At 73.4% G+C, this 12,214-nt stretch carries 13 protein-coding genes; 8 read left to right on the forward strand and 5 right to left on the reverse strand.

All coding sequences use genetic code 11. The annotated features are described in order from the left end of the window. Nucleotides 1-181: 181 nt before the first annotated feature. Entirely contained in the window at nt 182-679 is a 498-nt protein-coding gene (locus ACFWI4_RS25150; RefSeq protein ID WP_387200186.1) for an ATP-binding protein, read from the reverse strand. Nucleotides 680-1,008: 329 nt separating this feature from the next. Next, entirely contained in the window at nt 1,009-2,037 is a 1,029-nt protein-coding gene (locus ACFWI4_RS25155) for a heavy metal transporter (RefSeq protein ID WP_387200189.1), read from the reverse strand. 128 nt (nt 2,038-2,165) lie between these two features. Between ACFWI4_RS25155 and dapE the strand changes: the two genes are divergently transcribed. Beyond that, the gene (dapE, locus tag ACFWI4_RS25160; RefSeq protein ID WP_387200193.1) at nt 2,166-3,245 is read left to right on the forward strand and encodes a succinyl-diaminopimelate desuccinylase; all 1,080 of its coding nucleotides are present in this window, start codon (nt 2,166-2,168) and stop codon (nt 3,243-3,245) included. A 148-nt stretch (nt 3,246-3,393) separates the two neighbouring features. Further along, nucleotides 3,394-4,152 carry a TIGR00730 family Rossman fold protein gene (locus ACFWI4_RS25165; RefSeq protein ID WP_387200197.1) on the forward strand — a complete coding sequence of 253 codons (759 nt, stop codon included), beginning with the start codon at nt 3,394-3,396 and terminating at the stop codon, nt 4,150-4,152. Between the two features lie 76 nt (nt 4,153-4,228). Here ACFWI4_RS25165 and folP read toward each other — a convergent pair whose 3' ends face one another. Beyond that, nucleotides 4,229-5,089: a dihydropteroate synthase gene (gene folP / locus ACFWI4_RS25170; RefSeq protein ID WP_387200201.1), complete on the reverse strand. Its 861-nt coding sequence runs from the start codon at nt 5,087-5,089 to the stop codon at nt 4,229-4,231. 173 nt (nt 5,090-5,262) lie between these two features. Between folP and ACFWI4_RS25175 the strand changes: the two genes are divergently transcribed. Together ACFWI4_RS25175 and ACFWI4_RS25180 are read left to right on the forward strand one after the other, a co-directional pair. Further along, on the forward strand, nt 5,263-5,613 hold the full coding sequence (locus ACFWI4_RS25175) for a DivIVA domain-containing protein (RefSeq protein WP_387200204.1): 351 nt from the start codon (nt 5,263-5,265) through the stop codon (nt 5,611-5,613). Next, on the forward strand, nt 5,610-6,191 hold the full coding sequence (locus ACFWI4_RS25180; RefSeq protein ID WP_385402750.1) for a DNA-3-methyladenine glycosylase I: 582 nt from the start codon (nt 5,610-5,612) through the stop codon (nt 6,189-6,191). Before ACFWI4_RS25175 ends, ACFWI4_RS25180 begins: the two co-directional genes overlap by 4 nt. A gap of 73 nt (nt 6,192-6,264) precedes the next feature. Here the strand turns inward: ACFWI4_RS25180 and ACFWI4_RS25185 are convergent, their stop codons facing one another. After that, nucleotides 6,265-7,068, reverse strand: coding sequence for an enoyl-CoA hydratase/isomerase family protein (locus ACFWI4_RS25185; protein ID WP_387200207.1), 804 nt, complete (start codon nt 7,066-7,068; stop codon nt 6,265-6,267). A 363-nt stretch (nt 7,069-7,431) separates the two neighbouring features. Between ACFWI4_RS25185 and ACFWI4_RS25190 the strand changes: the two genes are divergently transcribed. Continuing rightward, nucleotides 7,432-7,599 carry a DUF3117 domain-containing protein gene (locus ACFWI4_RS25190; protein WP_003966491.1) on the forward strand — a complete coding sequence of 56 codons (168 nt, stop codon included), beginning with the start codon at nt 7,432-7,434 and terminating at the stop codon, nt 7,597-7,599. A 189-nt stretch (nt 7,600-7,788) separates the two neighbouring features. On the opposite strand, the gene ACFWI4_RS25195 is transcribed toward ACFWI4_RS25190, so the two are convergent. After that, complete coding sequence (locus ACFWI4_RS25195) at nt 7,789-8,490, reverse strand: O-methyltransferase (RefSeq protein ID WP_385402935.1); 702 nt, start codon at nt 8,488-8,490, stop codon at nt 7,789-7,791. Nucleotides 8,491-8,717: 227 nt separating this feature from the next. Between ACFWI4_RS25195 and sigE the strand changes: the two genes are divergently transcribed. From sigE to ACFWI4_RS25210, 3 genes are all read left to right on the forward strand, one after another. After that, on the forward strand, nt 8,718-9,416 hold the full coding sequence (gene sigE, locus ACFWI4_RS25200; RefSeq protein ID WP_339131287.1) for an RNA polymerase sigma factor SigE: 699 nt from the start codon (nt 8,718-8,720) through the stop codon (nt 9,414-9,416). After that, nucleotides 9,413-10,345 carry a zf-HC2 domain-containing protein gene (locus ACFWI4_RS25205; RefSeq protein WP_387200211.1) on the forward strand — a complete coding sequence of 311 codons (933 nt, stop codon included), beginning with the start codon at nt 9,413-9,415 and terminating at the stop codon, nt 10,343-10,345. Before sigE ends, ACFWI4_RS25205 begins: the two co-directional genes overlap by 4 nt. 139 nt (nt 10,346-10,484) lie before the next feature. Further along, the gene (locus ACFWI4_RS25210) at nt 10,485-12,209 is read left to right on the forward strand and encodes a S1C family serine protease (RefSeq protein ID WP_387200214.1); all 1,725 of its coding nucleotides are present in this window, start codon (nt 10,485-10,487) and stop codon (nt 12,207-12,209) included. The last annotated feature ends 5 nt before the right edge of the window (nt 12,210-12,214 follow it).

Here is a 12,214-nt window from a genome sequence, read left to right on the forward strand (position 1 = left end):
GTCGGGGCGGGGCGCCCCCCCCCGCGGCGCCGGGGGGGGGGGCGGGGCGGGGCCCCCGCCGGGGGGCCCCCCCCCGCCCACGCCCGGCGGGGGGGCGGGTCCGGGTTGTCCCCGCCACCCCCGTCGCCGTACGGGCCCGCGCGCCGTACGAGCGCGGGCCCGCGCGGCGGCTGTCGCGGTCCTAGCCCAGCGGAAGGCCCTTCAGCGGCAGCTGACCGGTGGGCAGCCCGCCCTTGGTGACGGCGTCCGTCGGCAGGCCGCCCTTGGTGACGGCGTCGGTGGGCAGGCCGCCCTTGGTCACCGCGTCCGTGGGCAGACCGCCGCCGGTCGCGGTCTTCGCGGTGTCACCGAGGAGGCCCCCGGCCTGGCCGGCCGCGCCGCCGGCGGCCTTCCGCGCGGCGGGCGCGGCCTTCTTGGCCACCTTGGAGCCGACGCCCGGCAGGGCCTTGTCGACCGCCTGGCCGCCGGACGCGCCGGCGATCCCGGTGACGTGCCGCGTCGCTCCGTCGACCGTGCCGGTGACGTTCGCCCCGTCCAGGGCGGTCAGCCCGCCGAGGCCGGGGGTGGCCGGCAGCGCGGGCGCCGCGCAGGCGGAGCCGGCCGCGCCGACCACGGGTGCCGCTCCGGCCGCGACGAGCAGCACGACACGGGCGATCCGGCGGGTCAGGGGGAGGGACATGGTGCTCCTTAGACGGAAGAGAACGGGGAAGTGTCCTGCCGTTCCGGGCACCCGAGCCGATCGGCTGAGGTGATCGTTCCGGGCTCGGACGCCCTGACTACCGCTCGAAGCCCGCGAAGGTTGCGGTGGGCCGACGCAAAGAGTTGGTAATGCGTCGCATTATCGTTTGTGGGTAAAAGCGGGCAAACGTTACCCGGTCGTGATGCTGTTGCTGCCCCTGCGGGCCTGTGTTCCCAAGGGATTTCACCGGCGGGCGAGTGGGTGCCCGACGGCACGCGACCGCCGCCGCCGGCCGGGGGGCCGGTCCTCCCCAGGGGTGAGGCCCCGTACTACTGCGCGGTGACGATCCGGACCTCGGACGCGGCCTTCCCCGCCTCCGGACCGCTCTTGTCGTCGGCCGTGCGCCACGAGCCCGCCGCGGTGCCCGCGGTCCACTCGCGGCCCGCGTACGACACCCGGTCGATGTGCAGGGCCGAGGAGTTGGCCACGGCCCAGTGCGCCAGCTCCCAGCCACGGCGCAGCGTCGAGGTCCCGGCCCCGGTGGCGGCCCCCTCGTCGCGCACGGGGACGGTCACGGTCCGCTCGGCCTCCGTGGCGGCGGGAGCGGCGGACGAGGCCGGGGCCACGGAGGATTCCGAGGCGCGCGGCGCGGGCGCGGCGGAGGAACCCGCGGCGTCCACGGTGGCGCCCGCCTCCTGGAGCACATCGCGGCCGAAGTCCCGCGCGAGCGCGGCCCGCACCGGTGCCGGGCCGCCCGGCGGAGTCGCCGCCGGACGTCCCTGGCAGGTCAGGGTGGCGGCCGCGCGGCCGGTCAGGGCGGCGGCGAGCAGCGTGGCGTCCGGCTCGTGCTTCGCGTACGCCTGCGGGAAGCCGCTGTGCTGCACCCGCTGCGCGGCGACGGTCAGCGGCAGCCGCGAGTAGCCGGGCACCTTGGCCAGGTGCTCGTAGAAGACGCCCGCCGCGTACGTCGGGTCCATGATCTGTTTCTCGGTGCCCCAGCCCTGCGACGGGCGCTGCTGGAACAGGCCGAGCGAGTCCCGGTCGCCGTGCTGGATGTTGCGCAGCCCCGACTCCTGGAGCGCCGTCGCCAGGGCGATGGCCACCGCCCGCTCGGGCATCCCGCGGGAGGTGCCGACGGCCGAGATCGTCGCCGCGTTCACCGCCTGCTCGGGGGTGAACTCGTACGACGCGCCGTCGCCGTTGGCGGAGACGACCTTGCACCGGGGCGCGCCCACGCCGCCCGTGAGGTACTGGACGCCGAGGTAGCCCGCGACCGCGAGCAGGACCACGAGGGCCCCCGCGAAACGCAGGAGACGCCCGCGGCGGCGCCGGACAGGAGTGGGGGACGGCTCAGACACGCGTACAAGGTACTGGAGAGCGCCGTGGGCCGATCCCGGGGTGTGGACAACGCGGTCGCGGCCCGGTGGATACGACCGCATCCGGTGGCTTTCGGTACCTCCGGACGGGGCGCGCTAGGGTCGACGCCATGGCCGACACCCCGCTTGACCTGACCCTGGACGCAGCCGAGCTCACCGCGTGGCTCGTCGACTTCCGCTCGGAGAGCGGCACCGAGAAGCCGCTCGCGGACGCCGTCGAGACGGCCCTGCGGACCCTGCCGCACCTGACGGTCGACCGGTACGGGAACAACGTCGTGGCGCGGACGGACCTGGGCCGCGCCGAGCGGGTCGTCCTGGCCGGGCACATCGACACCGTGCCGATCGCCGACAACGTGCCCTCCCGCCTCGACGGGAACGGCGTCCTGTGGGGCTGCGGAACCTGCGACATGAAGTCGGGCGTCGCCGTCCAGCTCCGTATCGCGGCCACCGTCCCCGAGCCCAACCGTGACCTCACCTTCGTCTTCTACGACCGCGAAGAGGTCGCGGCCGACCTCAACGGCCTCAAGCACGTGTCCGAGGCCCACCCCGACTGGCTGCGGGGCGACTTCGCGGTCCTCCTGGAGCCCTCCGACGGACAGGTCGAGGGCGGCTGCCAGGGCACGCTGCGGGTGCTGCTGAAGACCAAGGGCGAGCGGGCCCACTCCGCCCGCGGCTGGATGGGATCGAACGCGATCCACGCGGCCTCCCCGATCCTCGCCGCGCTGGCCGCCTACGAGCCGCGCCACCCGGTGATCGACGGTCTGGAGTACCGCGAGGGCCTGAACGCGGTGAACATCTCGGGCGGGGTCGCCGGGAACGTCATCCCCGACGAGTGCGTCGTCACCGTCAACTTCCGCTACGCGCCCGACCGCTCCGAGGAGGAGGCGGTCGAGCACGTCCGCGAGGTCTTCGCGGACTGCGGTGTCGAGGAGTTCGTGATCGACGACCACAGCGGCGCGGCCCTGCCCGGTCTGTCCCACCCGGCCGCCGCCGCCTTCATCGAGGCGGTGGGCGGCACCCCGCAGCCCAAGTACGGCTGGACGGACGTCTCCCTCTTCAGCCGGCTCGGCATCCCGGCGGTCAACTACGGCCCCGGCAATCCCCACCTGGCCCACAAGCGGGACGAGCGCGTGGAAACGGCCAAGATCCACGCGGGCGAGGAGCGGCTGCGCGCCTGGCTCACCGCCTGAGGCGTACCCCGTACCCGACGGCTGTCCACGGCGGACATGCCGACGTCCCCCCGCCGTAACCAGCGGAGATCTACGCTGGGGCGGAACGACCTTCCCCCGCAACGGCTTCGGCCGCGGCGGGGGAGATCCGTACGCGGAGGGAGTGGACATGGCTACTGGCGACCCGAGGGGCAAGAAGCGGCCACCGGACGAGCAGCGGCTGGGCCCGGTGCTGCGCAGGCGGAACCAGGTTCAGGCGAGCACCACGGATCAGCGGCTGCTGGACGCGGGCGGTCCCTCGGACTGGGTGCACACCGATCCCTGGCGGGTGCTGCGCATCCAGTCGGAGTTCATCGAAGGCTTCGGGACGCTGGCCGAACTCCCGGCCGCGATCAGCGTGTTCGGCTCGGCGCGGACGCCGGCCGACTCGTCCGAGTACGAGGCGGGGGTCGCCCTCGGCAGGGGGCTGGTCGAGGCCGGGTTCGCGGTGATCACCGGTGGCGGGCCGGGTGCCATGGAGGCGGCCAACAAGGGCGCCCTGGAGGCGAAGGGCATCTCCGTCGGCCTCGGCATCGAGCTCCCCTTCGAACAGGGGCTGAACCCGTACGTCGACATCGGTCTGAACTTTCGCTACTTCTTCGTGCGAAAAATGATGTTCGTCAAATACGCCCAAGGGTTCGTGGTGCTGCCCGGTGGTCTCGGCACCCTGGACGAGCTCTTCGAGGCGCTCACCCTGGTGCAGACCCAGAAGGTCACCCGCTTCCCCATCGTGCTGTTCGGCACGGAGTACTGGGGCGGCCTCGTGGACTGGCTCAGGCACACCCTCGTCGCCCAGGGCAAGGCGGCGGAGAAGGACCTGCTGCTGTTCCACGTGACCGACGACGTGGACGAAGCGGTGGCGCTGGTGTCGAAGGAGGCCGGCCGCTAGGGCCCAGGCCCTGACGGCCGGGCCTCGGGTCCGGGGAGAGGTGCGGGGGTACGGCCGTGCCCCCGCACCCCGTCCGCTACGCCAGCCCGCGCCGGGCCACCGCCGGCGGCCGGTGCCCGGCGATCGACGCCACCATGTCCAGCACCTGACGGGTCTCGGCGACCTCGTGGACGCGGTACACCTGCGCCCCCAGCCACGCCGAGACCGCCGTCGTCGCCAGCGTTCCGACGACCCGCTCCTTGACCGGTCTGTCGAGGGTCTCGCCAACGAAGTCCTTGTTGGACAGGGAGACGAGAACCGGCCACCCGGTGGAGACCATCTCGCCGAGCCGCCGGGTCGCCTCCAGGCTGTGCCGGGTGTTCTTCCCGAAGTCGTGCCCCGGATCGATGAGCACCGACTCGCGGGGCACCCCGAGCGCGACCGCGCGCTCCGCGAGGCCGACGGTGACCCGCAGGATGTCGGCCATCACGTCGTCGTACGCGATCCGGTGCGGACGCGTGCGCGGCTCGGACTCCCCGGCGTGCGTGCACACCAGGCCCGCCCCGTACCGGGCCGCCACCTCGGCGAGCCGCGGATCGAACCCGCCCCAGGCGTCGTTGAGCAGATCGGCGCCCGCCTCGCACACCGCCTCGCCGACCTCGTGCCGCCAGGTGTCGACGCTGATGATCACGTCGGGGAAGCGGCGGCGGACCTCGGCGACGAAGCCGACCGTCCGGCGCGCCTCCTCCTCGGCGGTGACCTCCTCGCCCGGTCCGGCCTTGACCCCGCCGATGTCGATGATCTCGGCCCCCTCGGACACCGCCTGCTCCACGCGCGCGAGGGCGGGCTCGTCGCGGAAGGTGGCCCCCTGGTCGTAGAAGGAGTCCGGGGTCCGGTTCACGATCGCCATGATCACCGGCTCGTGCGCCTCGAATTCGCGCCTGCCCAGCCTGAGCATCCCCTGTGACCTCTCCCAGTAAGTCGCATCGATAAGCCGCCTGCGACCCTAGCTGTCAGACTCGCATGGCACGATCGGAGCCTGACACCTCCGACGTCAGACTGCTTTCGTCAGCACCAGTACTTTCGCGCCGACGCGACCCGCGCCGGCACCAGAGCGTGGGGACCTCAGCGATGTTCATGTTCTTGTTCCTGGTCGTCGCCCTCGCCGTCGTGGTCGCCGCGGTGACCCTGTCCGTGGTGGGCGGCGGCGAGAGCACGCCCCTTGCCGACGCCGAGCCCGAGCGGCTGCGCGACCCGCTGCCGTACGACCGTCCGGTCCACAAGGGTGACGTGGACGCCCTCCGCTTCGCCGTCACCCTGCGCGGCTACCGCATGGAGGACGTCGACGACGCGCTCGGCCGTCTGGGCGCCGAGATCGGCGAGCGGGACGCCCGGATCGCCGACCTGGAGGCCGCGCTCGCGGGCGCCCGCGCGGCCGGCCCCACCACCTCGCTGCGCAAGCACACCGAGGACGAGCGGTGAGCGAGGCGCTGGCAGGACCCGACGGCGCGCTGCGCTGCCCCTGGGCGCTGTCCGCCGAGGACTACGTGGCGTACCACGACGAGGAGTGGGGCCGGCCGGTCCACGGCGACGACGCCCTCTACGAGCGGCTGTGCCTGGAGGCCTTCCAGTCCGGGCTGTCCTGGATCACCATCCTGCGCCGCCGCGAGGGCTTCCGCGCCGCCTTCTCCGACTTCGAGATCGCCAAGGTCGCGACGTACACCGAGGCCGACGAGGAGCGCCTGCTCGCCGATCCGGGGATCATCCGCAACGGCGCCAAGATCCGGGCCACCGTCGCCAACGCGCGCGTGCTGGCCGGCTGGGCCCCGGGCGAGCTGGACGAGCTCATCTGGTCCTTCGCCCCGGACCGGGCCACCCGCCCGGCCCCCGAGCGGCTCTCCGACGTTCCGGCCGTCACCGACGAGTCGACCGCCCTGTCCAAGGCGCTGAAGAAGCGCGGCATCCGCTTCGTGGGCCCGACGACGGCGTACGCCCTGATGCAGGCCTGCGGCCTGGTCAACGACCATCTGGCGGACTGCGCGGCGCGCCACGCCGGATGACCGGGACGCCCTCGGGGGACCGAGGGGCGCCCGCCACGGACCCGTGCGCGGTCGCGGCGGACGCCCGGGACGGTCAGCGCCCCAGGTACTTGGGCTTCTCCTTGTTCACGAAGGCCTGCACCGCGATGGTGTGGTCCTCGGACGCCCCGGCCAGCCCCTGGAGCTCGTCCTCCTTCTCCAGGGTCTCCTCCAGCGAGTGGGTGAGCCCGAAGGCGACGGACCGCTTCAGCGCCGCGTACGCCAGCGTCGGGCCGGAGGCGAGCGCCCGCGCCACCTTCTCCGCCTCGGACCGGAGCTCGGCGGCCGGAACCAGCCGGTTGGCGATGCCCAGCTCGTACGCCTCCTGGGCGCTGATGCTGCGCGGGAAGAGCAGCAGATCGGTGGCACGGCTCGGGCCGACCACCCGGGGCAGCGTCCAGGAGATCCCCGAGTCGGCGGTCAGCGCGACACCGGCGAACGACGTGTTGAAGGCGGCGGTGTCGGCGACGACGCGGTAGTCGGCGGCGAGCGCGAAACCGAATCCGGCACCGGCCGCCACGCCGTTGACCCCGGCCACCACCGGCTTCTCCGCGCCGGTCAGCGCCCGCACGATGGGGTTGTAGTGCTCGCGCACGGTCCTCATCGTCCCGCCGGACCCCGACTCCCGGTCGGCGGCCAGCAGCCCGATGTGCTCCTTGAGGTCCTGGCCCACGCAGAACGCCCGGTCACCGGCCGCGGTCAGCAGGATCGCCCGTACGGCGTCGTCGTCCGCGGCGGCCTGCGCCGCGTCCCGCAGAGCGACCTTGGTCGCGATGTTCATCGCATTCATCGCCTCGGGGCGGTTGAGCGTGATCGTCGCGAGTCCGTCGCTCACCTCGTAGAGCACGGTGTCGGCCATGGTGGGTCCCCTCCGGGGTCGCGGCTCGTCGTACCGGCCGGTACGTCCTGTGTCCGATGACAGCATGGCGGAGATCACCGACGGTGGCGCGGTGCTTACATGTGACCTGCATCAAAGAATTCCGCACCATGGAAGTCGATGCGGCGGCGAAGTATCGCAGCCACATCGCCGAATTGGGTGGTTTTGCTCAAGCGCGTTGCGCAAGCGATGCCGACTGATGTTGGTCATCGGGTCCTGAGATGCGAGATAATGGCCTGGAAGCAATGTGTTCGATGCCGGTGACGTGTGTCCTATGAGGGGACGTGCGTGCCCTCCGAGGGGGCCGTCGGCGACGATGAGCTGGTTTCAGGAAGGGGAACGAGCATGGCGGCCATGAAGCCGCGGACGGGCGATGGCCCGCTCGAGGTGACCAAGGAGGGGCGGGGCATCGTCATGCGCGTTCCGCTCGAAGGCGGCGGTCGGCTCGTCGTCGAGCTGACCCCTGACGAGGCTGACGCGCTCGGCGACGCCCTCAAGAAGGTCGTCGGCTGACGCGGAACGCGACCCATACCCCTTTCGGCTTCCCCGGCACCGTACACGGCGCCGGGGAAGTTGTTTTTCCGGCCCGCGCGACCACGGCGGCGCCCGGACGGCAGCGGCCGGCGGGGGTGTCCGCCCTGGTCAGGGGCGTGCGGCGGGAGGTGGCGCGGACGCGGGGCCCGGCGCCAGGAGAGGTCGCGGTCAGCGCTTGACCGCGCACAGCAGCCCGTCGCCCACCGGCAGCAGCGAGGGCACCAGCTCCGGGCTCTCGCGCACCGCGCGCAGCAGTTCGCGCAGCCGGCTCACCTCGACCGGCTGCGGCCCGGAGTCCACCGTGCGGCCGTCCGCGAAGACGCCCTCGAAGGCGACGAGCCCGCCCGGACGCAGCAGGCGCAACGATTCAGCGAGGTAGTCCAGGCACTCCAGCCGGTCGCCGTCGCAGAACACGAGGTCGTATCCGGCGTCCGCGAGCCGCGGCAGCACGTCCAGCGCGCGGCCCGGGATGAAGCGGGCGCGATTGCTCGCGAAACCGGCGGCGCGGAACGCCTGACGGGCGAACTGCTGGCGCTCCGGCTCCGGATCCACCGTGGTCAGTACCCCGTCCGGCCGCATGCCGTGCAGAAGATGAATTCCGGAGACGCCGGTCCCGGTACCGATCTCGGCGACCGCCTTGGCATCCACGGTGGCGGCGAGCAGGCGCAGCGCGGCGCCCGTGCCCGGCGTCACCGAGCGCAGGCCGACCTCGTGGGCCCGGTCCCGGGCCCACCGCAGTGCCTCGTCCTCGGCGACAAAGGCGTCGGCGAACGCCGCCCAGCTCGTCTGCCGGTTGCCGGTAATGACCCTCTCCTGTCCCCGTGATTGCCTGGGCGTGACTGTATCCGTTGGTGCCGGGAACCTGCGGATGGGACCGGGCGTTTAAGGGGATGGGAGAACCGAGCGGGGGGAAGACGATGGGCCGGTACACGGAGCGGGGCCGAGGACGGACGTCGGCGCACCCATATGAGCCCGTATCAAATTCGCGTAAAACCGCTTATCCGGAGCTAACGGGCGAGGTGGCTATGGTAGGGGCTCCACTGGACACCACCAGAGCCGACAGGGGAGGTGCGGCTGCGCCTGTGGATCGGGGAGGGGTGCTTCGGCGCCTGCTCAGATCGACGGGTGAGCCGAAATCCGTGACCGACAACGCTGACCAGCTCCCCGTTGCTGCCCCGGCGCAGACCGCGACGTTCACCACCGACGCGGAGTCGCAGGCGTGGACTCCTCCCACCTGGGAGGAGATCGTCAGCACGCACAGCGGTCGCGTCTACCGTCTCGCCTACCGCCTCACGGGCAACCAGCACGACGCCGAGGACCTCACCCAGGAGGTCTTCGTCCGCGTCTTCCGCTCGCTGTCGACCTACACGCCCGGCACCTTCGAGGGCTGGCTGCACCGCATCACCACGAACCTCTTCCTCGACATGGTGCGGCGCAAGCAGCGGATCCGCTTCGACGCCCTCGGCGACGACGCGGCCGAGCGCCTGCCCAGCCGCGAGCCCTCCCCGCAGCAGGTCTTCAACGACGCGCACTTCGACGCCGACGTCCAGCAGGCGCTGGACACCCTCGCGCCCGAGTTCCGCGCCGCCGTCGTCCTCTGCGACATCGAGGGACTGTCCTACGAGGAGATCGCCGCGACGCTGGGCGTCAAGCTCGGCACGGTCCGCTCCCGGATCCACCGCGGCCGCTCCCAGCTGCGCAAGGCCCTGGCACACCGGTCTCCCGAGGCCCGCGCCGAGCGTCGCTCGTTCGCGGCCCGTGTGCCCGTGCTGGGGGGAGGAGGCGCGACCGCGTGAGTGCAACCCGTCCCACCCCTGCCGAGCAGCACCTCGGGGACCGACTCTCCGCCCTGGTGGACGGAGAGCTCGGCCATGAGTCGCGCGACCGCGTCCTGGCCCACCTCGCCACCTGCGCCAAGTGCAAGGCCGAGGCCGACGCCCAGCGCCGACTGAAGAACGTGTTCGCGGAGATGGCCCCGCCGCCGCCCTCCGAGAGCTTCCTCGCCCGCCTCCAGGGACTCCCCGGCGGAGGCGACTCCGACAGCCCCCGGCTGAACGGCGGGAGCTTCGGCGGCGGACTGTCCGGCGGCTCCGCGGGAACCGGGCTGCCCGGAGTCTTCGGCATGCGCGGCGAAACCTTCGGATACGTGCCCGCCGGACCGCACGCGGACGTGCTGCCCCCCGCCCCGGGGCGCGGCTTCCGTATCCACGACGTCAGCCGCCACGAGGCGGAGCGGTCCGCCTCGCGCGGGCTGCGGTTCGCCTTCGTCGCCGCGGGCGCGGTGTCGCTCGCGGCCGTCGCGCTCGGCGGAGTGACCACCGGCGCGCCCGGTGACACGGACGCGCGCGGTGCCGGGAGCAATGTGACCCCGTCCCGGACCCAGGGCGCCGGGTCGGCCTCGACCCCCGAGTCGCAGCGCCGCCGGTCCACCGGACCGCTGCTGGCCCAGGGCGAGCGGTCGCTCGGCAACGGCCCCGTGGCCCCGACCGGGGTGTCCGCCCCGCTGCTGCCCGGAGTACCCCCTCCGGCGGGCCGCGCCCAGGACGCCGTGCACGCGCTGACGGCACCGGTGGTCGCCGGCGCCGCCGCGACGTCCCCGCTGATACGCCCGCTCACCGACACCCAGCCGCTCTCGCTGGCCCCGCACCCGGGGCTGCTCGCCGCCCCCGCGGCCACACCGTCCCCCACGGCGTCCTCGTCCCCCACCCCGCGTGACGTCCACTGACACCACCCTCTGCGCGGCGGCCCGCGAACCTGGTTGAATCCGGGGTGGGCCGCGTCCGCGGGAGGGATCACGGACGCGGAGTAGGCACGTCCGTGGTGGCCCCCGCCGAGCTGTGCCGGGGGCCAGGTGTGGGGAGAGCATGAACGAGGGCAGGCCCACGAAGGCCAAGTGGTGGAGTCGACCCCGGCCCGCGGGCACGGGAGCGGACACCGCACCGGCACGTCCCACGGAACCGGACCTCACGCCGGACTCCGCGCACCCCGCCGCCCCGGCGGATCCGGCCGCCCCGGCGCCGGGCGGCGCGGATCACGGGACGGCCCCCACGACCGGGATCCCGGCCCAGGGCGCCACCCGCTTCGACGCGCTGCCCCCGCTCGACGCCCTGCCCGCGCCCCGCGTGGCGGAACCGACGCGGGAACCGGCACCGGAACCGAAGCGGGAGCAGGACCCGGAGCAGGACCCGGAGCTGGACTCCTCGGGGTCCGCGGACCCGCTGTCCTCCCCGTCCTCCCCGTCCTCCCCGTCCTCGCCGTCCTCCCTGTCCGAGCTTCTCGACGGCCCCGCCGCCCCCGCCCCGGCCGAACAGGCGGAGCAGGCCGGGTCCGCCGGACCCGTCGAGGACGCGATCCCCGATCCCTGGCGGAACTACGACCCCTGGGCCGCGCCCGCACCCGCGCACCCCGACGGACCGTCCGTCGGGAGCGGACCCCTCCAGCAGAACGGCGTCGCCGTGCCCACCGCCGCGCAGCGGCGCCGCCGGGCCAGGAAGGCGCTGGTGCTCGGCGCCGTCGCGCTCGCCCTGGTGTCCGGGGGCGTGGGCGGCGCCGTGGGGGCCTATCTGGAGCGGAACGGGGGACTGACGGACATCGAACTCCCGCAGGCCGCCAAGGAGGCCCCGGGGCGTGCCCCGGACAGCGTCGCCGGGATCGCCGCGCACGCGCTGCCCAGCGTCGTGACCCTCCATGTGCACGGGAGCGAGGAGGACGGCACCGGCACCGGGTTCGTGCTCGACGGCGAGGGACACATCCTCACCAACAACCATGTGATCCAGCCCGCCGGCGGCAGCGGCACGATAACCGTGACGTTCAGCGGCGGGCAGACCGCGACGGCCCGGGTCGTCGGCCACGACAGCGGCTACGACCTCGCCGTCGTCAAGGTCTCCGGAGTCCACGGTCTGGCCCCGATGCCGCTGGGCAACTCCGACAGCGTCCAGGTCGGCGACCCCGTCGTCGCCATCGGCGCGCCCTTCGACCTCGCCAACACGGTCACCTCCGGCATCATCAGCGCCAAGGAGAGGCCCATCACGGCGGGCGGCGAGAACGGCGACGGCAGCGACGTGTCGTACGTGGACGCCCTCCAGACCGACGCGCCGATCAACCCCGGCAACTCCGGCGGGCCCCTGCTCGACTCCAAGGCCCGTGTCATCGGCATCAACAGCGCCATCCGTTCCGCCGACAACGGCTCCGACCTGGAGACCGGCCAGGCCGGTTCCATCGGGCTCGGCTTCGCCATCCCGGTCAACCAGGCCAAGCGCGTCGCCGAGGAACTGATCAACACGGGCCGGGCCACCCACCCCGTGATCGGTGTCACGCTCGACATGAACTACTCGGGCGACGGCGCCCGGGTCGGTGCCAAGGCGGCCGGCGGCGGTCCCGCCGTGGCCTCCGGAGGGCCCGGCGCGAAGGCGGGCGTCAGGGCCGGGGACGTCATCACCGAGGTCGACGGCACGCGGATCCACTCCGGCGAGGAACTCATCGTGAAGACTCGCGCCCACCGGCCCGGCGACCGCCTCCGGCTGACCGTGAAGCGGGGCGGCGCGGCCCGGACGATCACCCTGGTCCTCGGTTCGGCGGACGGCGACTGAGCCGC

Source organism: Streptomyces sp. NPDC127038, from assembly GCF_042725875.1.
GTDB lineage: Bacteria > Actinomycetota > Actinomycetes > Streptomycetales > Streptomycetaceae > Streptomyces.

Bases quoted from the DNA above. Each gene is read 5' to 3' on its own strand.
- ACFWI4_RS25150 (WP_387200186.1), bottom strand. From the start codon at position 679: ATGTCCCTCCCCCTGACCCGCCGGATCGCCCGTGTCGTGCTGCTCGTC.
- dapE (WP_387200193.1), top strand. From the start codon at position 2,166: ATGGCCGACACCCCGCTTGACCTGACCCTGGACGCAGCCGAGCTCACC.
- ACFWI4_RS25165 (WP_387200197.1), top strand. From the start codon at position 3,394: ATGGCTACTGGCGACCCGAGGGGCAAGAAGCGGCCACCGGACGAGCAG.
- folP (WP_387200201.1), bottom strand. From the start codon at position 5,089: ATGCTCAGGCTGGGCAGGCGCGAATTCGAGGCGCACGAGCCGGTGATC.
- ACFWI4_RS25175 (WP_387200204.1), top strand. From the start codon at position 5,263: ATGTTCATGTTCTTGTTCCTGGTCGTCGCCCTCGCCGTCGTGGTCGCC.
- ACFWI4_RS25185 (WP_387200207.1), bottom strand. From the start codon at position 7,068: ATGGCCGACACCGTGCTCTACGAGGTGAGCGACGGACTCGCGACGATC.
- ACFWI4_RS25190 (WP_003966491.1), top strand. From the start codon at position 7,432: ATGGCGGCCATGAAGCCGCGGACGGGCGATGGCCCGCTCGAGGTGACC.
- ACFWI4_RS25210 (WP_387200214.1), top strand. From the start codon at position 10,485: ATGAACGAGGGCAGGCCCACGAAGGCCAAGTGGTGGAGTCGACCCCGG.